Origin of the sequence: Actinopolyspora alba, assembly GCF_900112765.1 — a bacterium.
Lineage (GTDB): Bacteria > Actinomycetota > Actinomycetes > Mycobacteriales > Pseudonocardiaceae > Actinopolyspora > Actinopolyspora alba.
On record NZ_FOMZ01000007.1, the window covers coordinates 297,792 to 321,095 of the forward strand.

At 68.1% G+C, this 23,304-nt stretch carries 25 protein-coding genes and 2 pseudogenes; 19 read left to right on the forward strand and 8 right to left on the reverse strand.

The window, feature by feature from the left end; translation table 11 throughout:
• Window positions 1-31: 31 nt before the first annotated feature.
• The 10 genes from BM150_RS12840 (at window position 32) to BM150_RS12885 (ending at window position 10,858) form a co-directional block, all read left to right on the forward strand.
• Window positions 32-658, forward strand: coding sequence for a TetR/AcrR family transcriptional regulator (locus BM150_RS12840; RefSeq protein WP_092927545.1), 627 nt, complete (start codon window positions 32-34; stop codon window positions 656-658).
• A gap of 269 nt (window positions 659-927) precedes the next feature.
• Entirely contained in the window at window positions 928-2,397 is a 1,470-nt protein-coding gene (locus tag BM150_RS12845; RefSeq protein WP_092927418.1) for an extracellular solute-binding protein, read from the forward strand.
• Window positions 2,394-3,320, forward strand: coding sequence for a carbohydrate ABC transporter permease (locus tag BM150_RS12850; RefSeq protein WP_092927546.1), 927 nt, complete (start codon window positions 2,394-2,396; stop codon window positions 3,318-3,320). Before BM150_RS12845 ends, BM150_RS12850 begins: the two co-directional genes overlap by 4 nt.
• Window positions 3,317-4,258: a carbohydrate ABC transporter permease gene (locus BM150_RS12855; RefSeq protein ID WP_092927420.1), complete on the forward strand. Its 942-nt coding sequence runs from the start codon at window positions 3,317-3,319 to the stop codon at window positions 4,256-4,258. Before BM150_RS12850 ends, BM150_RS12855 begins: the two co-directional genes overlap by 4 nt.
• A complete protein-coding gene (locus tag BM150_RS12860) occupies window positions 4,255-5,289 on the forward strand; it encodes an NAD(P)-dependent alcohol dehydrogenase (protein ID WP_245755466.1) in 1,035 nt (344 codons plus the stop codon). Before BM150_RS12855 ends, BM150_RS12860 begins: the two co-directional genes overlap by 4 nt.
• A 184-nt stretch (window positions 5,290-5,473) precedes the next feature.
• The gene (locus tag BM150_RS12865; protein WP_092927422.1) at window positions 5,474-6,298 is read left to right on the forward strand and encodes a DeoR/GlpR family DNA-binding transcription regulator; all 825 of its coding nucleotides are present in this window, start codon (window positions 5,474-5,476) and stop codon (window positions 6,296-6,298) included.
• A 16-nt stretch (window positions 6,299-6,314) separates the two neighbouring features.
• The gene (locus tag BM150_RS12870) at window positions 6,315-7,340 is read left to right on the forward strand and encodes a zinc-dependent alcohol dehydrogenase family protein (protein ID WP_092927424.1); all 1,026 of its coding nucleotides are present in this window, start codon (window positions 6,315-6,317) and stop codon (window positions 7,338-7,340) included.
• Complete coding sequence (xylB, locus tag BM150_RS12875; RefSeq protein ID WP_092927426.1) at window positions 7,337-8,770, forward strand: xylulokinase; 1,434 nt, start codon at window positions 7,337-7,339, stop codon at window positions 8,768-8,770. Before BM150_RS12870 ends, xylB begins: the two co-directional genes overlap by 4 nt.
• A 74-nt stretch (window positions 8,771-8,844) precedes the next feature.
• On the forward strand, window positions 8,845-9,939 hold the full coding sequence (locus tag BM150_RS12880; RefSeq protein ID WP_092927428.1) for an ABC transporter ATP-binding protein: 1,095 nt from the start codon (window positions 8,845-8,847) through the stop codon (window positions 9,937-9,939).
• Window positions 9,940-10,144: 205 nt separating this feature from the next.
• Window positions 10,145-10,858 (forward strand): formylglycine-generating enzyme family protein, encoded by a 714-nt coding sequence (locus tag BM150_RS12885; protein ID WP_092927548.1) that lies wholly within the window; start codon window positions 10,145-10,147, stop codon window positions 10,856-10,858.
• A 116-nt stretch (window positions 10,859-10,974) separates the two neighbouring features.
• Here BM150_RS12885 and BM150_RS12890 read toward each other — a convergent pair whose 3' ends face one another.
• The 8 genes from BM150_RS12890 to BM150_RS12920 form a co-directional block, all read right to left on the reverse strand.
• Window positions 10,975-11,283: a PTS transporter subunit EIIB gene (locus BM150_RS12890; protein WP_165400659.1), complete on the reverse strand. Its 309-nt coding sequence runs from the start codon at window positions 11,281-11,283 to the stop codon at window positions 10,975-10,977.
• Entirely contained in the window at window positions 11,280-11,672 is a 393-nt protein-coding gene (locus BM150_RS24140; protein ID WP_165400658.1) for a hypothetical protein, read from the reverse strand. Before BM150_RS24140 ends, BM150_RS12890 begins: the two co-directional genes overlap by 4 nt.
• Complete coding sequence (locus tag BM150_RS12895; protein WP_092927432.1) at window positions 11,614-12,435, reverse strand: hypothetical protein; 822 nt, start codon at window positions 12,433-12,435, stop codon at window positions 11,614-11,616. The genes BM150_RS24140 and BM150_RS12895 overlap by 59 nt, the downstream gene beginning before the upstream one ends.
• A 1-nt stretch (window position 12,436) precedes the next feature.
• Window positions 12,437-13,351 (reverse strand): phosphotransferase family protein, encoded by a 915-nt coding sequence (locus tag BM150_RS12900; protein WP_092927434.1) that lies wholly within the window; start codon window positions 13,349-13,351, stop codon window positions 12,437-12,439.
• Window positions 13,352-13,360: 9 nt separating this feature from the next.
• Complete coding sequence (locus BM150_RS12905; protein WP_175496800.1) at window positions 13,361-14,593, reverse strand: glycosyltransferase; 1,233 nt, start codon at window positions 14,591-14,593, stop codon at window positions 13,361-13,363.
• Complete coding sequence (locus BM150_RS12910) at window positions 14,590-15,489, reverse strand: glycosyltransferase (protein WP_092927438.1); 900 nt, start codon at window positions 15,487-15,489, stop codon at window positions 14,590-14,592. The genes BM150_RS12905 and BM150_RS12910 overlap by 4 nt, the downstream gene beginning before the upstream one ends.
• A gap of 3 nt (window positions 15,490-15,492) precedes the next feature.
• Entirely contained in the window at window positions 15,493-15,855 is a 363-nt protein-coding gene (locus tag BM150_RS12915) for a hypothetical protein (protein ID WP_092927440.1), read from the reverse strand.
• Between the two features lie 324 nt (window positions 15,856-16,179).
• Window positions 16,180-16,581 carry a hypothetical protein gene (locus BM150_RS12920; protein WP_092927442.1) on the reverse strand — a complete coding sequence of 134 codons (402 nt, stop codon included), beginning with the start codon at window positions 16,579-16,581 and terminating at the stop codon, window positions 16,180-16,182.
• Between the two features lie 294 nt (window positions 16,582-16,875).
• Between BM150_RS12920 and BM150_RS12925 the strand changes: the two genes are divergently transcribed.
• The 9 genes and pseudogenes from BM150_RS12925 to BM150_RS12965 all read left to right on the forward strand — a co-directional run.
• Window positions 16,876-17,742: a helix-turn-helix domain-containing protein gene (locus tag BM150_RS12925; RefSeq protein WP_092927444.1), complete on the forward strand. Its 867-nt coding sequence runs from the start codon at window positions 16,876-16,878 to the stop codon at window positions 17,740-17,742.
• Window positions 17,739-17,951 (forward strand): DUF397 domain-containing protein, encoded by a 213-nt coding sequence (locus tag BM150_RS12930; RefSeq protein WP_092927446.1) that lies wholly within the window; start codon window positions 17,739-17,741, stop codon window positions 17,949-17,951. Before BM150_RS12925 ends, BM150_RS12930 begins: the two co-directional genes overlap by 4 nt.
• Window positions 17,952-18,205: 254 nt before the next feature.
• The gene (locus BM150_RS12935; RefSeq protein ID WP_092927448.1) at window positions 18,206-18,973 is read left to right on the forward strand and encodes a DddA-like double-stranded DNA deaminase toxin; all 768 of its coding nucleotides are present in this window, start codon (window positions 18,206-18,208) and stop codon (window positions 18,971-18,973) included.
• Entirely contained in the window at window positions 18,970-19,479 is a 510-nt protein-coding gene (locus BM150_RS12940; protein WP_092927450.1) for an Imm1 family immunity protein, read from the forward strand. The genes BM150_RS12935 and BM150_RS12940 overlap by 4 nt, the downstream gene beginning before the upstream one ends.
• A 192-nt stretch (window positions 19,480-19,671) precedes the next feature.
• The gene (locus BM150_RS12945; protein ID WP_092927452.1) at window positions 19,672-19,884 is read left to right on the forward strand and encodes a DUF397 domain-containing protein; all 213 of its coding nucleotides are present in this window, start codon (window positions 19,672-19,674) and stop codon (window positions 19,882-19,884) included.
• A 200-nt stretch (window positions 19,885-20,084) separates the two neighbouring features.
• Window positions 20,085-21,194: a M24 family metallopeptidase gene (locus BM150_RS12950; protein ID WP_092927454.1), complete on the forward strand. Its 1,110-nt coding sequence runs from the start codon at window positions 20,085-20,087 to the stop codon at window positions 21,192-21,194.
• A gap of 92 nt (window positions 21,195-21,286) precedes the next feature.
• Window positions 21,287-21,847 carry an elongation factor P gene (gene efp / locus BM150_RS12955; protein ID WP_092927456.1) on the forward strand — a complete coding sequence of 187 codons (561 nt, stop codon included), beginning with the start codon at window positions 21,287-21,289 and terminating at the stop codon, window positions 21,845-21,847.
• Window positions 21,848-21,922: 75 nt separating this feature from the next.
• A pseudogene (nusB, locus tag BM150_RS12960) lies at window positions 21,923-22,348 on the forward strand (transcription antitermination factor NusB); the annotation flags it as partial.
• A 155-nt stretch (window positions 22,349-22,503) separates the two neighbouring features.
• Window positions 22,504-23,184: pseudogene (locus BM150_RS12965) on the forward strand (RNA-guided endonuclease InsQ/TnpB family protein); the annotation flags it as partial.
• Window positions 23,185-23,304 lie beyond the last annotated feature (120 nt).

The following is a 23,304-nucleotide window of genomic DNA, read 5'->3' on the forward strand; positions in this document are numbered from 1 at the left end:
ATACAGGTCTGTGAAGTCAATTGGGGTGACGATGAGCACTGGCACACACTCGGAACAATCGCTGACGCCCGGCGCGCGGCGGATCCTCGACGTCGCCTCGGAGCTGTTCTACTGGCGCGGCATCAACGCTGTCGGGGTGGACACCATCGCCGCCGAGTCCGGCGTGACCAAGCGGACCCTCTACGACCGGTTCGGGTCGAAGGACAACCTCGTCGCCGCCTATCTGAACGCCCGGGACCGGCGTTGGCGCGACACGGTCACCGCTCGCCTCCGTGACGCGCCACCTGACCCGGTGGCCCGCGTGCTGGTGCCGTTCGACGCGCTCCCGGAATGGCTCGCGCCGAGTACCCGAGGCTGCGGCTTCAGCAACGCCTTCGCCGAGCTGCCCGACGCCGACCATCCCGGCAGGCGAATCGCCGTCGCGGAGAAGACGTGGTTGCGCGCCCTGTTTCGCGACCTGCTCACCGAGGCGGGCGCGGCTGACGGGAACGACGTCGAGGCTCTCGCCACGCAGCTGTTGAGCCTGCACGAAGGTGCCATCATCAGCTACGCCGTCGTGAACGACGATTCGGCCGTGGCTGCCGCTCGCGCGGCCGCGAAGATGCTCGTGACCGGCACGCTGCCCGGCCACCTGGCCGATCAGCCCTCCTCCCGCTAGCCGAACCCGCACCTTACGTACAGCGGGAACCCGTGTCCGCCCCGCCCTCGAAGCGGCAGGCGGATCATGGCCCGGACCCACGGCGTCGCGATTAACCCGGCCCTTCGCCGCCGCTCGGGACGGCCGCACGGGTGCGGGGTCTCTTTCCGGTGATCAAGAGCCCGTGGAGAGGTGTCTACCAATAGATACCGCAGAAAGTGTTAACAAGATGGGTTATCTCTGCTAAGAATGACTCCAGTCACACGGACGGGTGAGTAGCGGGAGAGCCCATGGTCGATCCGAAACCAGCGGCCGTCAGCAGAAGACGTCTGCTGACGGGAACACTCGCCGGAGGAGCCGCCATGGCCGGTGGCGGTGTGCTGAGTGGTTGTTCCACTCGACAGGACGTACGACGCCGCGACACGGCCGATCCCTGGCGGCAGTTCGCCGGATGCACCCTGAACTTCGTCTCGGAGAACACGGCGCCCACCAGCGCCATCGCCGCCGACGCGCAGCGCTTCACCGAGCTGACCGGTATCCACATCAACATCGTGACCCTGGAACTGTCCGCCCTCGTGCAGAAGGTGGCGCTGGACCTGGCTTCCGGCCAGTCGCAGTACCAGGTGCTCTACGCCGACTCCTACCAGGTGCTCGCGCCCTACGCCGAGGGGCTGGTCGACCTGCGGGAACCGGCGGGAGATCCGTCGCTGCCCGGCGACACCTCGCGGTTCGACGAGTTCGTTCCGCTGCAGATGGACGTTTCCGGGCGTTTCGGCGACGGGGAACGAATCCTGGCGCTGCCCTACGACTGCGCCACGATGATCTGGCAGTACCGAAAGGATCTGTTCGAGACCTACCACGACCGCATGGCAGCCGATCTGGGATTCGATCCCACCCCCGGCCCGCAACGGACCTGGGAGGAGTACTTCCGCATAGCCCAGTGGTTCAACGACAACGTCGACGAGGTCGCCTACGGCACCGGTCACCAGGCCAAACAGCACGACTCGCTGATGTGCGACTTCTCCAACGTGCTGTTCGCCCACGGCGGGCAGTACTTTCCCGACGGGGAACGAGTCGGGCGCTACGGCGCCGTCGACCCCGGCCCCTGCCAGCTGGACTCCGATGCCGCGCTGGAGGCCGCGGAGTTCTACCGGCGCCTGCTCTCGGTCGCCGACCCGGCCTCCCGGACCTGGGACTGGACCGGTGTGGGTGCCGCCTTCGCCGCGGGCAGGGTGGCGATGTGCCCTAACTGGCACGAGTTCGCCGCCGACAACGAACGAGCGCTGCCCGGCAAGGTGGGCTACGCTGCCCTGCCGAGCGGTCCGGTCAAGTCCGCCAACATGTACGGCGGCGCGGGTATCGCCATCAACGGCAACACCGCCCCCAACGAACGCAAGGCCGCCTGGTTGTTCCTGAACTGGGCGACCTCCCGGCGGACCCAGCTGCGCAACCTCACCGGCGAGGTCGGTGGTGCCACTCCCACCCTGAGCTCCATCTACCAGCTGCCGGAAGTACGCGGTGCACAGCAGCGGCCCACCGACATGCCCACCATGCTCACCGCTCCGGCGGTGCAGCGGGCGTGGCAACCGGAGTACTCGGGCATGCGGCCGAAGATCCCGATGTGGAGCGAGTGCGACACCGCCATCTACACCGAGCTGTCCCGAATGTTGGCGGGTGACGCCACCTCGGCCCAAGCCATGCGCGACACGACCGAGCAGGTGGACCGCATCGTCTCCAGAGGGTGGGTGGCAGCGCGATGACCACTGACACCGAATCACCCACCACGGCGGCCCGCTCGGCGGAGCCCGCGCCGCCACGGCGCCGCATCGGATTCACCGGGCGCATGATGGCCCCCGGGATCGCGCTGCTCGCCGCGCTGACGGTGCTGCCGTTCGTCACCATCGTCGTGATGAGCTTCTCCGAGGTTCATCTGCTCGGCGGGCTGAGCCTGGACTTCGCCGGGCTGAGCAACTGGGCGCGGTTCTTCACCGACCCCGACATGGGCTGGTTCTGGCTGCGAACGGCGCTGTACTTCGTGCTGACCCTGGGACTGGAGATGGTGCTCGGGGTGCTGCTCGCGCTGTGCGTGTGGCGCCTGATCCGCGGCCGGAACCTGGTGCTGAGCATGTTGCTGCTGCCCATGTTCGTCGCCCCGGTGCTCGTCGGTCTGCTCGGCAGGTTCCTCGTCGACCCGACGATCGGTCTCTACAGCTGGCTGCTGGAACAGCTCGGTTACGGCGGGGACGTGCTCGGCGGAACCTTCTCCGCGTTCGCGGCCGTGGTGGCCATGGACGTCTGGGAGTGGACACCACTGATCGCGTTGATCACGCTCGCGGGACTCACCTCGGTGCCCCTCCCGCTGCGGGAGGCGGCGGCGCTCGACGGGGCCGGACGGTGGCAGACGCTGCGCCACATCGTGCTGCCCTCGATCTCCAACGTGCTGCTGGTGGCCCTGCTGATCAGGGCGATGGACGCGATCCGCTACTTCGACATCATCTGGGTCACCACCAACGGTGGTCCCGCCAACGCCACGAAGATAGTTCCGGTCCGGCTGTACGAGACGGCCTTCCGGTTCTTCGACTTCGGCTACGCCGCCGTCATCGGGCTCGCCATGCTGCTGGCCTCCATCGTTGTGGCCCGGACGTTCGTACGCATGTTGGACAGGAAGGGGCTCGCCCGATGAGCGTGGTCGACACCGCGGACTCCCGCGCCGCATCGGCCCCCGACGGGGGAACGGACGACAACCGTGGCGGACCCGCGGGCACCCGCGGTTCACGACTGAGTCCGCTGGAACGAACCGGCACCGGAACCAGGGTCGTGATCGGCATCGCGCTGACCCTGGCTCTGCTGTGGACCCTCGTCCCGCTGGTGTGGATGGTGCTGTCCTCGCTCAAGCCGAGCGAGGCCATCAACTCCGCCGAACCGCAGTGGCTGTTCAACCCGACCCTGCGGCACTACACCGGGCTGTTCACCGGCGGCAACGAACTGGCGCCCTACCTGTGGCACAGCGTCGCCGCAGCCGGGGGATCCGCGGTGCTCTCGGTGGTCCTGGGAGCGCTGGCCGGTTACGGTCTCGCGCGCAGCGGGATGCGGGGCAAGAGGCACCTGTCGTTCTGGATCATCTCGACCAGGATGGCGCCCATCGCCGCGGTGGTGCTTCCGCTGTTCCTGATGTTCCGCCAGGTCGGGCTGATCGACACCCTCCCGGGGCTGATACTGGCCTACCTGACCTTCAACCTGCCCTTCGCCATCTGGCTGCTGAGCGCCTTCTTCGCCGATGTCCCCCGAGCGCTGGAGGAGTCGGCCAGAGTGGAGGGATGCACCAACTGGCAGGCTTTCCGGTACGTGGTGTTGCCGCTGACCAAGTCCGGGCTGGTGACCACCTTCGTGCTCTGCCTGGTGTTCGCCTGGAACGACTACGCGTTCGCCCTCGTGTTCAGCGGCCCGCACTCACAGACGTTACCGATAGCCGCCAGCCAGCTGGTCACGCAGTCCGGCATCGACTGGGGCCAGCTGTGCGCCATCGGCACGTTCGTCGTGGTGCCGATGATGCTGGCGGGACTGGCAGTCCGCCGGTGGTTGGTCACCGGCCTGACACTGGGAGCAGTGACCGGAGAATGAACGAACTTCCGACATCGATGCGCGCTTCCGTGCTGCGCGCGGTCGGCGACATCGCCGTCGAGGACCGCCCCGTACCGGAACCCGGCCCGCACGAGGTGCTGGTACGGGTGTCCGCTGTGGGTACGTGCGGTTCCGACACCCACTACTACGAACACGGCCGGGTCGGTGGGTTCGTGGTCCGCGAGCCCCTGATCCTCGGGCACGAGGCGTCCGGCACGGTCGTCGCCCGCGGCTCCGAGGTGACCGGGCACGCTCCCGGAACCCGGGTGTCGCTGGAACCGGGCGTTCCCTGCGGCAGCTGCCACGAGTGCAGGTCGGGGCGCTACAACCTGTGCCCCGAGGTGCGGTTCTTCGCCACCCCACCCGTCGACGGCGCGTTCTGCGAGTACGTCACGCTGCACGAGCAGTTCGCCTACCCGGTGCCGGAGGACATGTCCGACGAGGCCGCCGCACTCGTCGAGCCGCTCTCGGTGGCGGTGTGGGCGTGCCGCAAGGCAGGGGTCTCGCCCGGCAGTCGGGTGCTGGTGACCGGAGCGGGGCCGATCGGGCTGCTCGCCGCGCAGACAGCACGGGCGTTCGGCGCCACCGAGGTCGTGACCACCGATGTGTCCGAGCGCAGGCTGCGGATGGCCGCCGAACTGGCCTCGGCCGAGACGATCGACGTCCGGGAGCGCGGGCTGACCGACAGTGGCTACGAGCCGGACGTGCTGCTGGAGTGCTCCGGCAATCCCAAGGCCGGTGCCGAGGCGGTCGGCATACTCGCCCGCGCGGGGCGTGGCGTGTTCGTCGGACTCGGCGGTGACGAACTGCCGATCCCGCTGGCGCACGTGCAGACCCGGGAGATCGAGCTGACCGGTACCTTCCGCTACGCCAACACCTGGCCGACCGCCATAGCACTCGCCGCTTCCGGCGCGGTCGAGCTCGACAGGCTGGTCACTCACCGGTTCGGGCTGGACCGGGTTCCGGAGGCGCTCACCGCCTCGGCCCGCGACGAGACGGCGGTCAAGTCGGTCGTGCGCCCCCGGGAATGACCGTTCCGGACATGTCCCGCGTACCCGCACGGTCGTTTCCCGACGAGACGAAGCCGGGATTCGACCGGGCGCCGCTACCCGATGTCGGGCCTCCCCGCAGCGAGAGCCGTGCGAGAGGTTCCGCCACGGAACCAACTACGCAAACCGTCTCGACACAGTCCTACCAAGTAGTGAGGGAGGGGAGATGGCAGCGGCCCGCCCGTCCGAGGCAGCGGTCGAGCAACGCAGGCAGGAGGTCCTGCGGTTCGTCGTCGACCGCGGCAGGGCACGCATAGACGAGCTGGCCGAGCACTTCGGCGTCAGTCTGATGACGATGCACCGCGATCTCGACGATCTGGCCGCACGGCACCTGCTGCACAAGTTGCGGGGCCGGGTGGAGTCCTTCCCGTCACTGACGATGGAGACGGCGACCAGGTTCCGCGTCGGGCTGCACGTCGCGGAGAAGGAGGCCCTGGCGGCGGTGGCCGTCGACGAGGTCCGCCCGAACACCACCGTCGTCCTGGACGACTCCAGCACGTTGTTCCCCTGCGCCCGCAGGCTCACCGCGGTCGAGAGCCTGACGGTGGTGACCAACTCGTTCGGCGTGGCGCGGACGTTGTCGGGAGCCGAACGCGAAGTGCTGGTGCTGGGAGGACGCTTCCGGGGCGAGTTCGACTCCTGCACCGGACCGGACGTGTTGCGCGGGCTCTCCCGGCTGCGTGCCGACCTGGCCGTCATGTCGGCCACCGCGATCACCGACGGGCGGCTGTTCCACCCGATGCAGGACTTCGCCGAGATCAAGGAAGCCATGTGCGCGGCGGCCGAACGCAGTGTGCTGCTCGTCGACCACTCGAAGTTCGGCAAGACGGCCACTTACTCCCACGGCACCGTCGCGGCATTCGACCTGGTGGTCACCGATGAGGCCACCCCGGAAGAAGAAATAGCGGCCATCCGGGAATTCGGTACGGAAGTGCGGGTCACGCACGTCGATCCGGCCGCGGAGTTCCCCGGCGAGCCCGTTCGAGATTGAGAAACGAGGCACTCCAGTGCGCGCAGCGGTTATCGAAACACCCGGAAAACTGTCGGTCACCACGGTTCCCGATCCCGAGCCCGGCCCCGGTGAGGTCGTCGTCGAGGTCGATGCCTGCGGTATCTGCGGCACCGACATCCACATCGTCGACGGTGACTTCGCACCGGCTCCTTACCCGATCGTGCCCGGTCACGAGTTCGCGGGCAGGGTGGCCGCCCTCGGGCACGGGGTGACGTCGCTGCGGGTCGGCGACGCGGTGGCGGTGGACCCCTCGCTGTTCTGCGGCAGCTGCCACTACTGCTCGCTGGGGCACGGCAACCTGTGCGAGGACTGGAACGCCATCGGCAACACCCGCGACGGTGCCTGCGCCGAGTACGCGGTGGCTCCCGTCGCGAACTGCCACCGGCTGCCGGAAGGTGTGACCGCCGCCCAGGCCGCGCTCATCGAACCGCTCTCCTGCGCCGTGCGCGGTTTCGACAGGCTGCCCCGCAAGCTCGGCGAGCACTACCTGATCTACGGCGCGGGAACCATGGGCCTGCTGATGGCCCAGCTCGCCCGAAGGGGCGGCGCCACCTCGGTCTCGGTCGTCGACCTCAACGAGGAGCGCCTCAAGGTGGCCGAACAGCTCGGTGCCGACGCCACGGCGACCACGGCCGACTCGTTGAGCCACCGCCACGGCTGGGAGGTCGTGATCGACTGCACCGGCGTCATCGCCGCGATCGAGGACGGACTGAGCAGGGTTCGCCCCGGCGGCACCTTCCAGCAGTTCGGAGTCGCCCCGGGCGAGGCCACCGCCTCGTTCTCCCCCTTCCGGGTCTACAACGACGAGATCACCATCGTGGGAAGCATGGCCGTGCTGCACAGCTACTCGCGCGCCGTGGAGCTCATGGGCAGCGGCGCGGTCGACGCGGACACCATGATCAGCGACGCCTTCCCGCTGGATTCCTACGAGGACGCGGTCCGCAAGTTCCGCGCCGGGACCGGTCGCAAACTCCAGATCCTTCCGAACTCGACGCATCAGTCGCAGGATGGCAGTCGATGAACAACGACGATTACGAACCCACGTTCGGTTCCGGCGAGCTGGTCGCCGGAATCGACTCCTCCACCCAGTCCACCAAGGTAGTGGTCTGCGACGCGGCGAGCGGCAAGATCCTGCGTACCGGCACCGCCGAGCACCACGGTGGGACCGAGATCGACCCGGAGGTCTGGTGGGACGCCCTGTGCGGTGCCACCGACGGCCTGCTGGACGGTGTGACGGCCGTCGGCGTCGGTGCCCAGCAGCACGGCATGGTCGCGCTCGACTCCGCCGGGGAGGTGGTGCGTCCCGCGCTGCTCTGGAACGACACCCGTTCGGCGGAAGCGGCCGAGCAGCTCATCGCCGAGTGCGGGGGAGCCGCCGCTACGGCCGAGCTGACCGGAACCGTTCCCGTCGCGAGCCTGACGATCACCAAACTCCGCTGGATGGCCGAGCACGAGCCGCGGCTGGCCGATCGGGTCAGCGACGTGCTGCTGCCGCACGACTGGCTCACGGCCAAGCTCACCGGAGGGGAGTACGTCACCGATCGCGGTGACGCCTCCGGCACCGGCTACTGGTCACCGCACGAGGAACGCTACCGCCACGACCTGCTCGCACGTGCCTTCGGCGGTCGTTCGCCGAACACCCCGCGCGTGCTCGCCCCGGGGGAGGCGGCCGGGACCACACCGTCCGGCAGGCTCGTCTCGGCGGGCACCGGCGACAACATGGCCGCGGCCCTCGGCCTCGGCATCACCCCCGGTGATGTGGTGGTCTCGCTTGGAACCAGCGGCACCGTGTTCGCCTGCTCGGAAACCGCCACCAGCGATCCGGAGGGCACGGTCGCCGGGTTCGCCGACGCCACCGGCAGATTCCTGCCACTGGTGTGCACGCTCAACGCGGCCCGGGTCCTGACCGCCACAGCGGACCTGCTCGGCACCGACAGCGCGGGGTTCGACCGGCTCGCCTGCGCGGCCGAGCCCGGTGCGGGCGGGCTGACGCTGCTGCCCTATCTGGACGGTGAACGCACCCCGAACCTGCCGGACGCCACCGGGACGCTGCACGGGCTCCGCAGGGACAACATGACCCCCGAGAACCTGGCCCGCGCGGCGGTGGAAGGGATGCTGTGCGGCCTGGCCGACGGGCTGGACGCGCTGCGGGAGCAGCACGTTCCGGTGCGCCGCGTGCTGCTCATCGGCGGTGCCGCTCGTTCCGAGGCCGTGCGTCGGGCGGCGCCGCGCGTATTCGACGTACCGGTCACCGTTCCGGCCCCGGCCGAGTACGTCGCCATCGGCGCGGCGCGGCAGGCCGCCTGGACGCTGGCGGGCACCGACCGGCCGCCGGAATGGCCGGTCGAGACCGAAGTGGAGCTGCCGGTTTCCGAGGCATCGGACGGCGCACGAATCAGACGGACACATCGTTCGACGCTGCACCGGATGCACCCGGACGTCCACGGTTGAAAATCACCGCCCGGGGCAGCAGGTGGGGAACCTCCGAGCACCGGGCGGATTCTCCCCGCAGAGGAGTGTGCGAGATGGCCACGATCACCTACGACGACGCGACCCGTCACTACCCCGGAGCGGACACCCCGGCGGTCAACGCTCTCGACCTCGACATCGCCGACGGCGAGTTCCTGGTGCTGGTCGGCCCGTCCGGCTGCGGCAAGTCGACCAGCCTGCGCATGCTGGCCGGGTTGGAGGACGTCGATCGGGGCGGCATCCACATCGGCTCACGTGAGGTCACCCGACTGGCACCCCGGGACCGCGACATCGCGATGGTCTTCCAGAACTACGCGCTCTACCCCCACATGTCGGTGGCCGACAACATGGGCTTCGCGTTGAAGATCGCGGGAATGAGCAAGCCCGAGATCAGGGAGCGGGTAACCGATGCCGCCCGGCTGCTCGACATCGAGGAGTTCCTCGACCGCAAACCCAAGGCGTTGTCCGGCGGTCAGCGGCAGCGCGTCGCGATGGGACGTGCCATCGTGCGGCAGCCGCAGGTCTTCCTCATGGACGAGCCGCTGTCCAATCTCGACGCCAAGCTCCGCTCCGCCACGCGTGCCCAGATAGCCGCGTTGCAGCGCAGACTGGGAGTCACCACCGTCTACGTCACCCACGACCAGGTGGAGGCGATGACGATGGGCGATCGGGTGGCGGTGCTGCACGAGGGCGTGCTGCAGCAGTGCGACACCCCGCGTGCGCTCTACGACCACCCGAACAACGCGTTCGTCGCGGGCTTCACCGGATCTCCCGCCATGAACCTGCCCCGCGCGGTGTTGCGTGAGGACGGCGCCGAACTCGGCGGTACCACGGTGCCGTTGTCGCGGGAAGCGCTGCATGCCGCCGCCGAGGAAGGCGCCGGGACGGTGCTGCTCGGGATGCGTCCCGAATCGCTGCACCTGGGCAGCGAGGGAATCCCGATGACCGTGGAGCTGGTGGAGGAGCTCGGCGCCGAGGCGCTGTGCCACGGCGTGGTCGACGGCGGGGAGGGCGCCGGGGATTCGGAACGGCTCATCGTGCGGCTGGACGCGCGCACCCCGCCGAAGGTGGGGGAGCGGGTCACCGTGGGGTTCCGCGCCGACGAGGTGCACGTCTTCTCCGCCGACAGCGGGGAGCGGTTGGCCGGTTAGGGGCCTCGCCCGAAGCGATTCGCGTGGGTGACCGCGTGGTGGAAAACGGTTTGCCGTCCCGGTATCGGGAGCCGGTAGTCTCCAGCAGTCGCCCACGCCACATCGGATCTCACCAGTCGCCGTGCTCGTTCCCACCGGGGCGGGATCGGCGGTCGCCGGGCGGGGTGACACCTTCGAACGAACGTACTCCTCGAAACGAGCGCCCGTGACTGTCGGTACCGAGATCGAGCTGATCGACCTGCCTCCGGGACGGGTGGTGCTCACGGATCGCCGGACGCGGCGAAGCTGGTCGGTCGATCTGGCTCCTTATAGCCTCGCCGCGACCCCGATCACGCAGGCCAGCTACGCCGAAGTCACCGGAATGCGGCCCAGCTCGGCACGTGGTGACCAGCTCCCGGTCGAAAGCGTCTCGTGGTGGGACGCCGTCCGCTGCTGCAACGCGCTGTCCCGGCTGCGGGGTCTGACTCCCGCCTACCGCTTGCACGAGCAGGATGACACCGTCGAATGGGACACCACGGCCGACGGCTACCGGCTGCCGACCGAAGCGGAGTGGGAGCACGCCTGCCGAGCGGGTACCACCGGGCCGCGGTACGGGCCGCTCGACGAGATCGCCTGGTACCGCGACAACTCCGACGCACACGTGCACGAAGTGGGCCGCAAGCAGCCGAACCCGTGGGGCGTGCACGACACGCTCGGCAACGTCTGGGAGTGGTGCTGGGACTTCTACGATCCCGAGGTGTACGGCACCTACCGGGTGCTGCGCGGCGGCGGCTGGTTCGACGAGCACTGGAGCTGCCGCGCCTCGGTGCGCCGCCGCACCCATCCCACCAACCGGCTCGACGACATCGGTTTCCGCGTAGCTCGCGGGGCCGTGCCGGAACGCGAGAACGGTTGGACGCGCGTACCCCACCACGGGTGAGCGAGCGGGTCGCGGTGGGGTTCCGGCCCGAGGACATTGTGCGTCTTCTCCACCGACAGCGGGGAACGGCTGACCGGTAGAGGTTCGGTCGGCCCGGTTTCAGTGGGAAGTCTCCGTCAGCGTCGTTCGTCGCCCCAGCGGTCCTTGCATCCGGTGAGGAGCGTGACGCAGGCGAGTGTGAGTGGTTCGACTGCGGCCGGACCGACGAGAAGGTGGAGGGTTTCGCCGTCGTCGAGGCGTCCGAGAACGGCGGGGTGGTCGCGTAACGCGGTGCCGTCGACGGCCTGGTGGTCGGCCAGGGTGATGCGTAGGCGGGTGACGCAGTGGGTCATTGTGATGATGTTTTCGGCCCCGCCGAGCAGGGTCAGCAGCTCGTTGGCGGTGCGGGTGTAGGGGTCCGAGGTGGATTGTTCTGGTGGTGTCATCGGGCTCCCCAGAGGTAGCGGGGCACGTCCATGTCGGCGTAGGCGACCTGGTCGGCCTCGTTCCAGTACGCCTTGGCGAGTACGTGGGCGATCAGGGATCGCAGCCGTAGCAGGGAGTCCAGCCACGTGCCGGGGTACTGCCAGTGCTGCCATAGAGCGGGGTCGGTGGTGGCGAGGTGGTCCAGGGTGGTGTCGAGGTCGCGGCGCCAGCGGTGTAGTTCGGTGAAGGTCACCGTGGTGTGCCTGTGCTGGGTGGCGTCGATGAGGTGTTCGCGGATCGCTGTGGCGGTCTGTCGGGCGGGGGCGCTCCAGGCTGTCGGGGTGTGTGGGTCAGGGTCGTTGGCCAAGGTCGCCAGGAGGGTGCGTGCGGTCGCGGTGTCGTCCTCCATCGAGGTTCCTTTCTACATGGTCGGTGATCTCGGTGGCGCTGGTCAGGCAGTACACGGGCCCGCCGTGGGGTTGGTGGTGCAGGGCGCGGCTGAACAGTTGTGTGCGTCCGTGCGGGCTGGTCACGCTCGTCGAGCGCGGTCGGCCGCAGTCGCCGCCGCAGGCCAGGTCGGCGTTCGACACGGCCGGTGTGGTCGTCGAGGCGGGCAACAGGGTGGCCACGGTGGCGGTCAGGTCGGTGTCGGTGACCTGGTGGTGCTGCCAGCTGGGCCCGGGGCTGATCCACCGGGTGAGCTCGCGGAAGAACTCGCCGTAGGCGGTCAGAAAGTTCGTGTCGTACCAGAGGCGATAGCGGGGATCGTCGGCTCGGTCGCGGCGGCGGTGTCGTGACTCGTCGGGTTCCAGGTGCAGGATCAGCACGGTGTCGTCGTGGTGGCGCTGGTCGAGGGCGAGCTCGCGGCTGCGGGTCAATGCGAGATGGAAGTCGTGCCACTGGCCGGTGAGTCGGGCCAGGGCGTAGCGGTAGGCCAGCACGCCGAGGTGGCAGCGGTCGGAGGCGATCACCCGCTCCGGACTGTGCGTGTGCAGCCGGGCGGTCTCGGTGGTGCGCGCGTGGTCCTCGGCCAACAGGTGCCGCAGCACGGTCTCGTCATCGCCCTCGGCCGGTGGGCGGGCTTCGGGAAAGACCACGGCCTGCCACTGGGTGAGCAGTGTTCCGAGGAGCGTGGTTTTGCCCGCCCCGGGCATTCCGTCGAGGATCAGCACGTCACAGCACCTGTCCGGTGTCGTGCAGGCTCGCCAGCAGCCACGGGACCAGGGCGGTGACCTGTTCGGCGAGTTCGGGGTCGAGGTCGATGGCCCATTGCAGGATCCAGCGGGCGCGCAGGGCCAGGTGGTAGGCGAGGTGGTCACCGCTGACCGGGGCGGCGGTGGGGATCCAGCGGCGGCGCTCGGTGTCGTAGGCGGCCAGCAGCACGCGCCGGTCGTGCGTGCCGAGCAGGCTCTCGTGCAGCACCAGCGTGCCGAGGTCCTCGTAGCGGCAGCCGATGCCGGAGCCCTCGAAGTCGATGACGCCGGGGTGCTCGCCGTCGGCGAGCAGGATGTTGCGGCGGGAGAAGTCCCCGTGCACGAATCCGCGCTCGCGGGTGCAGCGCGTCTCGGCCGCCGGTGTCGCCTCGGCCAGTGCGGTGTCGAGTTGTGCCCCGGCCCGGTGGGTGGGGCTGGTGCCGTCCGGCAGCTCACGCAGTCGTCGGCGGTGTTCGGGCATTGCCGCGAGGAGCTCACCGGGCAGGCTGTGCAGCTGGGCGGCGACTTGGCCGAGCGTCGTGGTCGCCTCGTGCGGAGACGGTTGGGTGCCGTTCAATCGGGTGGTTGCCAGCCAGGGCAGCTGTCCGGCCTGTTCGTCGTGGGCCAGCATGTCGGGCACGCGTAGTTCGGGGGCGTGGGCGGCCGCGCGCAGCCCGGCGGCCTCACGGTGGCACCGTTCCTGCCCCCGGTGGGTGTAGACCTTCAACACCGCGTGCTCGGCCAGGAAGATCGCGGAGCGTCCGCCGTAGCCGACCAAGGCGTGGGAGGCGAATGTCGTGCCTACGGCCGCGGTGGCGGCGAGTCGCGCACTATCGATGGCTTCGGCGAGCTCGCTGCTGACTTCCTCGTCGTTGCTGGTGGTGTCGTCGTCCATGTCGGATCCTTATTCGGGAGCATGCGTGCGAGAAGTTGTGTGGCCGCGCCATTCCCGCAGCCAGTACGGCGGCTCGGCAGCCAAGGCCCGTGCCTCGGCGTCGGGAACGCTGCCGCGTGTACCGGCGCGGTGCTGCTCGAGGATGGCGCTGTAGGCCGCGTGTGCGGCCCGCGCCTGGGCCGACCAGGAGTAGCGCTGTTCGACCAGGTGCCGTGCGCGTCTGCCCAGACGGTGGCGGCGCACCTCGTCGCCCAGCAGCGCGGTCACGTGTCCGGGCAGCTCGGCCAGGTCGGCCTCGACTGCCCACTGCTCGGTCTCGGCGAACCCGACGAACGCCTCGGCCGTGCCGACCACGGGCAGCCCGGCGGCGCAATAGTCGAGGACTTTGAGCTTCATGCCCCCGCCGGTCTCCAGCGGAGCGACGGCCACGGTCGCACTGTCCAACGCCGAACGCAGGTCGCGCACCGGGCCGCGCAGCCGCACACGGTCAGCGAGTTCCCGCAGCGAAGCGGGATAGCGGCCGATCACCTCGATCACCGTCCCGGGAGGCAGGCTCGGTGCGAGCACCTCGTGCAACCACCGCATCGCACGGCGGTTCGGCTCGTAATAGCCGTTGCCGACGAACACCACCCGCGACTCGGCACTCGACCGCGACCTCGGGGCAGGCCCGGGGTCGACTCCGCAGGGCACCACGTGCACCGCAGTGGTGCCGAGTCGGCGCGCGGTCGCGGCATCGCGATCGGTGAACGTGATCACACCGTCGGCGGCGGCCACGGCGGCGGTTTGCAGCACCGCCGCGGTGTCCTGCCCCGCATCGCCGAGCGAACGCAACAGGGCGGCCTCATCGTCGTGCATCTCGTAGACCAGCGCTGCCCCGGCCTCCTCGGCCAGCTCGCGGCCGTAGCGCACGGTCAGCTGGGTGTTGGACAGCACCAGCACGTCCGGTGCCAGCTCGGCCAGGTGCAGCCGCAGCCGGTCGGTGTGTTCGTAGACGCTGGCATAGGGCAGGTAGCGCACCGGCAGCGGCCACGCCCCGCTCGGCCGCGAGGCCGGGTTCAGATCGCACAACAGCAGGGTCGTCTCCGCTCCCCGCCGATGCAGCCACGCGTTCAACCGTGCCGTGCGCGCGGCCGCGCCGGTCAGCGGCAGGGTGCGCAGAAACCCGGCCGTATCCAGCAACACCGCCACGGTCGGGCCGCTGCTTGCCGCGCTGGTTGACAGTGGCCACGGTGGGGCGCTCATCGGCTCTTCACCCCCTCGTCCTTGCCGGCTGATACCCGCCGCGTCGGCCGGAGCGTTTCCAGTCGCCAGCCGGTGATGCGGGCCAGATGCGTGGCCACGGTGCGCCAGTGCTCGCGCGGGACCGCGCCGAGCACATCGGACAGCCGCACGCTGTCGTAGATCACCGCACGAGGGTGGCGGCGGCGCAGTCGTGCGACCGATACGCCGTGCCAGAAACCACGCGCCAACAACCGAGGCAGACGCACGTCGGCGGCGTGGATAGCCCGACGCGCGATCGCGTCCGGCGCCACGACCACCCCGAGCCCGGCGTGCTCGGTACGCACGGTCAGCTCCAGGTCCTCGCAGGACAGATGTCGCCACGGGCGGACACCGAGCCGCTCGTCGAACACCGGCCTCGGCATGGAGCGGGTGGCCAGGTTGCATCCGACCAGCCAGAACGGCGGGCGCAGCTCGCACGGCTCGCTCGGCCAGTCGGGCGGGACGAAGAACTGCGCGAGGCCCGGTTCGAGCGCGGGTGGTTCGGAAAAACCCACGAAACGGGGGACGACTCGGCCACCCGCGCAGTAAGCGCCCGTCTCGGTGAGGGCTCGAATCAGAGCACTGGCCCAGCCCGGATGAGGACGCGAGTCCGGATCGGTGAACAGCACGAATTCCCCGGTAACGTGCTCCACCCCGGTGTTGCGGGCTCGGCTCAGCCCGGGGCGGGGCTCGTGGACCACGGTTCCGGCCAGTCCCGCCTCGACCAGCACCGACGGTGAGATTCTGCGGCGACGGTGGTTGTCCACCAGGATCACCTCGATCCGTCCGGTGAAGTCCTGGGCGGCGATGTGCCGCAACAGGCCCGCGAGTTCCCGGTGATTGCCGCGGACGGCGACCACGATGTTCGCTGTGCGCATCGTTCAGCCCTGCCGCGAGTGGTGACTCGTGGAACGGCTGGTGGCCTGCCACCTGCTCACGAGCGCGACGATGCGGTCCCACAGTGGATCGCCGTACTCCTTGAGCGTGGACTGCTTCTCGGCACGTTCGAACACGATGACCCAGTCCCCTGTTCGACGATCTCGATAACCGTGCACGGTCTCACCGTGCGTGGGGTGTGGTCGGTGGATCTGCTCCAGCTCGGGATGCGCCGCTGTGATCAACGCCCGGATCTCGTCGTTGTCCAGGTTCGGGGGTACGTGGGCCGCGCGCTCGGGACGACCGGCGTGCCGCAACGACAGCAGTGGGACTTCCAAGTCCGTTCGTGGCACTTCGGCAGCGGTCATGACGACTCCTTTCCGGATGGGAACAGGGGGAGGTGGTCCGAGCGCGGGGGAGGGAAGCCGCGCCCGGACCACCGGCTCTCGGCCGCTCACCCGGTGTTCGCGCCGGATGCCTCGGCGTCGAGGTGGATTCCCACGCATGTGGCACAGATCCGAGGGCCGCGCTCGATGTCGTGGTCGGGACCGGCGTTGAGTCCGCACAGCGTGCGGCCGGTATCTCGCGTATGTCGTTCGTGCACCGTTCCGGTGTGGTCGATCCACACTCTTACGGTGCGGGTGGGATCCCCCGCTGACTCCGTGTTCGTCGGGCCGGACCACAGGGGGTTATCACTGGCCATAGTGGTCTCCCCAGGCCGTCAAGCAGTCCGCGCAGGGGCCGTTCGTGTCGTGGGATTTCGGCTGGGAGAGCAGCGGCCGAGCACGCTGGTCGAACCAGAGACCACACGCAGTGGGCGTGTGTGTCGCGACGTACTTCCGCGACGCGAACCACGCCACGTGCACGAAAAGTCCGAGCGCGACGAACGCGTACGGCGTCTCGGCGAACACCCCGATCGGTTTCCAGTGAGCGCTCAGCCCGTAGTCGCGGTCCAGTACGGACACCGAGGCCGCCGCTCCCGGAATCCCCTCCGCGAAGATCGTGAACGAGCTCGTCGTGATCAGACAGGGGACCGTCCACGGCCTCGGACGAGGTCGTGTCCACAGCAGTGGTGGCGATTCGTCGTCGATCATCTCCGACTTTCCGTTGCCGGTCAGTGTGGCGGCGAGCCCGGCGCTGTCGGGGGAAACGTCGGGATCGCCGCCATCGGCGGCCGGAGAAGTACCGGGGTTCCACTCATGGCGATCTTCTCGGCCACATTCTCTGTATTCGCTACTCTGTAGCGGCTACATAAAAAAGCTACAATGTAGCTGCTACAGATCCAAGAGTTGTGCATGCCCCCGTTCGGGTGATCTTCTTCTTGGAAGCCGACCATGAGCTGTATGCCGAGGGCGGGACCTTGACCAACAGGCGAAGGAGATCATCACGTGGTTGCCACTTCGAGCCCCGCACTACTCAGACGCTGGATCGGCCTCAACCTGCGCCAACTTCGTGAAGAAGCGGGCAAGGAACGCTCCGAGGTCATGCAGCGGCTCGGGCTGTCGCGCGCCCAGGTGGGACACCTCGAGACGGCAGAACGGCTCCCTTCCAAACCCGTGCTGGAGATCCTGCTCGACTTCTACGGCAAGCCCGATCGGCTTCCGGACTTCCTGCGGATCGTCGAAGCGGCTCGCAAAGGCAAGAACTGGTGGGACAAACTCAGTGGCGCGGTACCGTCATGGTTCGACCTGTTCTTGGGGCTGGAAGCGGGAGCCACCGAGGTATTCAGCTTCGACGCCTACGTTGTCCCTGGCCTGCTGCAGACACCCGCCTATGCCGAAGCCGTGATCCGTGCCGATCCCGAACTCACCGACGAGCAGGTCCAGCAACGTGTCGAACTTCGACTCGGACGTCAAAACATCCTGGATCGCACCGAGGAACCGGTTCGGTTGTGGGCTATCATCGATGAGTCGGTACTCCATCGTCCTCGTGGCAACACCGAGGTGATGGCTGAACAACTCGATCATCTGATCAAACTCGGTGAGCGCCCTCGCATCGATCTGCAGATACTCCCCTTGAACGCGGGAGCGCATCTGGCTCAGTCCGGTGGTTTCCAGATCCTGAAGTTTCCCGGCGAGATGACTGGAGACCCTGGAATCGTCTATCTGGAAGGGCTCGTCGAAGGCCGTTACTACGAAAAGCCCGACGAGGTCGCACTGTACGAGCGGGCTATGACCCGCCTCCGGGTGCAGGCCGCGAACCAGGAAGACTCGCAGGCGATGTTGCGCCGAGCAGCACAGGAGGTGCACAAGTGACGCGATCCCCACTCGACTTCCCCCCGGACGCCGAGTTCCGCAAGAGTAGCTACAGCAATGATCACCAAGGCTGCGTCGAGGTGGCCGTGGCCGCCGACGGTGGTCGCTGGCTGCGTGACACCAAGGACCGCAGCGGGCCCGCGCACTACTACACGCCGGTCGAGTGGCAGGCGTTCGTCGCCGGTGTGAAGGACGGCGAGTTCGGCTGACCAGCCGGCCGTTCGGCCCTCGAACGCGGAAACGTCCTCCCCTGCCGAACGCGGTGACGGGGAGGACGTTTCCTCATTCGCCCCGTGACTCACACCGTCGTGACGCGACGGCGTACATGTGTTGATTTTGGGTCTTGTGGTGCTTCTGGGGCTGCACAGCGTGGAAACTGCCTGGTCGGATTCGAAGTGTTGGAGCTGCTCTGATCGTTGTCCGTATTCGAAGAGTTGTCGTGGGTGTGCGGTAGGAACACGTTGTGTCACCGCTGCAGGATGTTCTCGATGCTCTGGATCAGTGTCTGGCCAAGACCTATGAGGGGCAGGATGCGCTCCGCAGTGCCCTGGAGGCTATCGAGGAGGCTGGACAGCCCCACGCGTTCGGAGTGTTACTGGTCTCTCGCGACACAGAAGCCCAACAAGTACTCTCCAGTGCTGAACAGGCCGCTGAGGACATGGTTCGTGCAGACCAGATCCTCAAGCGCGCTTACGACCTCATCACGAGGTATCGGCACACCATCGCCGCGAGCGCTCCGAGGCAATGCAGCGTTCCATCGGCGAGCGCGGAGTCGCAGGCTCCAATGGTATCTCGTCCGAGATTCAACACGGCGAGTTGGGCCGATGATGTTCGCCAGGATATTCAACACCGAAAGCCTACGGTTGGGCTTGTCTTCGACGATCACGGCAGTCCGGCGCTGACTGATCTCGACGATCTGCGTAGCGGTCCTGACATCGCTGCGCAGGAGATCGACATCTTCCTGAAGAACCACCCACAGTTCCCGAAGCAACGTCGTGCTGACGTGCCCATCGCCTCCGCTGAACACGTTGAGGCAAAGATCGCTATGGAGATGCGAAAACGTGGCTTGGAACATCTGACTGTTGTGATCAACAATCCACGAGGGATATGTCGAGGAGACTGGGGGTGTCGTCCTGCGGTGAGCGCCATCCTGCCGCAAGGCTCCTCCATTACCGTCTGGCTGCCCGGCGCCGACGTACCATCAGAACTGTACGGAGGGAGCACCATATGAACACGGTGAGCGCTGATCTTCCCGCCTATGCGGATTTGGAGTGGCGTCACGCCACCACTCTCGAGGCGGTGGAGCGGACAATCAGCGATGCGCTGGACTACGGCGATCCCCACACCCCGGGCTGGCTGCAGGTGGGCCGTGATGTGGCAACGGGTGAGCCCGGCGAGTACCAGTTGCGAATCGCGGTTGATCCCGGGAGTGGATACGCCGCGCTGCTGTGGTTCCGTAACGTTGATCCCGCCGAGCATCCCGATGATTCGTTGGCTCAACAACTCTGGGTGACCTTCAACTCCTCCCCTCCATTGGAGGATCCGCATCTGGCCAGTGACTATGACACGGATCGCCGGCACGATCGGTTCACCGCGATCCCCATCGAGCAGGCCCGGGATGCCGTTCGTGAGTTCTGCCGCACCGGCGGGAAACGCCCCACGTCAGTGTTCTGGGTGGTCGGTGATTACTACGGTCGGATCACCGAGCGCCTGACCGTGGCCACCCGAGCAGCCTGAGCGCTCCTGCTTCTCCAACGTCGTTTCCGCTGCCCATGGCGTCACGGCGAAGTGGTCTGGTGAGAGTTTCGCGGCTGCTCGGGGCGGTGTGGACGGGGAGCGAGAAGGTGGCCAGGTCGGTCACGGCTTCCCATATCCGCGATGCTGGTGAACGGCTCGAATGTTGCGCCGAGCAGCACAGGAGGTGCACAAGTGACGCGATCCCCACTCGACTTCCCCCCGGACGCCGAGTTCCGCAAGAGTAGCTACAGCACTGACCAGCAGGCTTGCGTCGAGGTGGCCGTGGCCGCCGACGGTGGTCGCTGGCTGCGTGACACCAAGGACCGCAGCGGGCCCGCGCACTACTACACGCCGGTCGAGTGGCAGGCGTTCGTCGCCGGTGTGAAGGACGGCGAGTTCGGCTGACCAGCCGGCCGTTCGGCCCTCGAACGCGGAAACGTCCTCCCGCTCCCTCGCCGGAGCCGGGAGGATTTTTCGTCACCGGCTCCGCGACCCACCCGCCGTCGACACGCGGCAGCGCACACGCGGAGTGGTGGACTCGCGGCAAAGCTCGCACCCCCCACGTGCCCGGGCGGCGGTTCCCGGTCGGGAATTAAGCTGCCCGCATGCCCGAATCGCACGTACATCGCCGTGAATCCCTTCGGGGCCACCTGCGCGACCGCGAGGTGGACGCGATGCTGGTGAGTGACCTGCTCAACATCAGGTACCTCACCGGCTTCACCGGCTCCAACGCGGCCCTGCTGGTGCACGCGGCCGACACCGCGACCGACGAGACCCGCACGGTGTTCTGCACCGACGGTCGTTACGAGACGCAGGCCGCCGCACAGGTCCCCGAACTGGAACACCTCATCGACCGGGCCAGCGTCGTCGAGCTGGCCCGATACGCCGAGTCGCGGAGCGCGACCTACCGGCGGGTGGGCTTCGAGAGCCAGCACGTCACGGTGGACGGGCTGGACGAGCTGAGCCGCACCGCCCCGGGGGTGGAGCTGGTCCGCGCCCCCGGTCTGGTGGAGACGCTTCGCCTGATCAAGGACGAGAGCGAGATCGAGGCGCTGCGCATGGCGTGCGCGGCGGCCGATCGCGCGTTGGCCGGGCTGATCGAGCACGGTGGGCTGCGTCCGGGCCGTACCGAGCTCGCCGTGGCGCGCGAGCTGGAGAGCCGGATGCTCGATCACGGTGCGGCCGGCCCCTCCTTCGAGACGATCGTGGCGACCGGGGCGAACTCGGCCGTGCCGCACCACCGCCCCACCGATGCCGAACTCGCCTCGGGTGACTTCGTCAAGATGGACTTCGGTGCGCTCGTGGACGGCTACCACTCCGACATGACCCGCACGGTCGTGCTGGGTCAACCCGCCGACTGGCAGCGCGAGATCTACGAGCTCGTCGCGACGGCGCAGGCAGCGGGGCGGGATGCCATCCGCCTCGGAACCGAGGTGGCCGAGGCCGACACGGCTGCCCGTGACGTCATCACCGAGGCCGGTTACGGGGAGCGGTTCTCGCACGGTCTGGGGCACGGTGTGGGACTGGAGATCCACGAGGCACCGGCGTTGTCCCAACGCGGAGCGGGTACCATCGAGGCCGGAATGGCGGTCACCGCCGAGCCCGGTGTGTATCTGCCTGGGCGGGGCGGCGTCCGCATCGAGGACACGCTGGTCGCGCGTGCGGACACGCCGGAGTTGCTCACCTTGACGACGAAGGAGCTCGTCATTCTCTAGGTGTGACAACGTGCGCTCGATCCCGCTTCTCGGTCGCGCGCCAGCTCGAATCGGCGAACATCTGTAGCCTTAGCACAGGAGAGACTCCGACCGTGGCCACCACGAACGACCTGAAAAACGGAATCGTGCTCAACATCGACGGGCAGCTGTGGACCGTCACGAGTTTCCAGCACGTGAAACCGGGCAAGGGCGGTGCCTTCGTGCGCACCACCCTCAAGAATGTGCTCTCCGGCAAGGTCGTGGACAAGACCTTCAACGCCGGGATCAAAGTCGAGACCGCCAACGTCGACCGCAGTGAGATGACCTATCTCTACAACGACGGCGTCGACTACGTGTTCATGGACCCCCACACCTACGACCAGGTCAGCGTCTCGCCCGAGACAGTGGGAGACTCGGCCGGTTACATGCTGGAGAACAGCACCGTCACCCTGGCCCGCCACGAGGGCGAGCCGCTCTACGTCGAGCTGCCCGCCTCGGTGGAGCTGACCATCGCCCACACCGACCCCGGTGTGCAGGGGGACCGTTCCACCGGTGGCAACAAGCCCGCCGAGCTCGAAACCGGCGCGACCGTGCAGGTCCCGCTGTTCATCGAGTCGGGCGAGAAGATCAGGGTGGACCCGCGCGACGGGCGTTATCTGGGACGCGTCAAGTGACCGGCTCACTGTCGGCCGGTATGCTGGTCCGGTTGGGCTGTCCAGGACCGCGCGCTGCCGAAAAGAGGGTGTGAGTTGGGCGAACGGAGCAAGGCCCGCAAACGCGCGGTGGAAGTGCTTTACGAGGCCGATCTACGCGAACTTCCCCCCGACGCGCTGCTCCGGCAGCGCGTCGGTTCCACCGAGGCGCCGGTCGTCGCTGACTACGCCGTCACGCTCGTCGCCGGGGTGGCCGAACACCGCGAACGGATCGACGAGCTGATCGTCGAGTACTCGCAGGGATGGGCGCTCTCCCGAATGCCGGTCGTGGACCGGGCCGTGCTGCGCCTGGGCTTCTTCGAGATGCTGTGGGGGGACGACATTCCCCCGGCCGTGGTCATCGACGAAGCCGTGCAGCTGGGCAAGGCGCTCTCCACGGACGACACTCCCCGGTTCGTCAACGGGGTGCTCGGCAGGTTGGCCGGTATCGACGAACAGCAGCGGGAGTCGCTGCGTGGTTCCCCGGAGACCTCGGTCGAGGAAGACGAGACGGTCGCGGCCGAGCGGGACTCGGCCGCCGAGGCGGAGTTCCCCGCGGCTTCGGAGCGCTGACCGCGACTTCCCGTTCCGGCCTCCGCCGGAGAGTGACGGAGAACCTCAAACGGTGCGACCGTCGTGTGGTGCCCGAACCGGGCACCGACCTCGGCGCGGGCACGAAATCGACCCGGTCCGGGACCGAACGGTTCCCCGGCCGGGTCGTGTTGTCACCGGGCGAACGTAGCGCGGACGATCTGCCGCACGCCCAGCACGGCAAACGCGCTCAGCAGCGTCTCGCGCACTACCAACGCCAGATGTCGCGGCGTGAGCGCCCACGGAACAAGCCGCAAACCAAGGGTTACCGCAAGGCGCAACGCCAAGCGGCGAAAGCGCACGAGAAGGTCGCCCGTCAGCGGCAGGACACCGGCCGTAAGTGGGCGAAGAGTGTTGCCCGCCACCACGACCAGATCGCCGTGGAGGACTTCAAGCCGAAGTTCCTCGCCAAGACCACAATGGCCCGCAAGGCCGCCGATGCCGCGATCGGCGCGACCAAGACCGCGTTGGTCGAGCAGGCCCGTAAGCACGGGCGGGACCTGCGGTTGGTGGACCCGAAATACACAACGATGGACTGCGCGCACTGCGGGGCGAGAGCCAAGCACCGCCTGCCGCTGTCAGAACGAACGTTTACCTGCACCGCGTGCGGAGCCTCATCCCCGAGGGACAAGAACTCCGCACGCGTGATGCTGGTCCGGGCTGGTTTCACCCCGGCTGATGTTGAGGGCGTGAGACCCGGTCACCTGCTGCGTGACCGGGCTGCCTGAGTCAGGAATCCCCCCCGCCTCCAGACGGAGGAGGATTCAAATCGTCCGATCGAGCCCGGTTCTCGTCGGCCGGGGTCATCTCCCACCCGTGGGGAACCGGGCTGGTCGGTGGACGTTCCC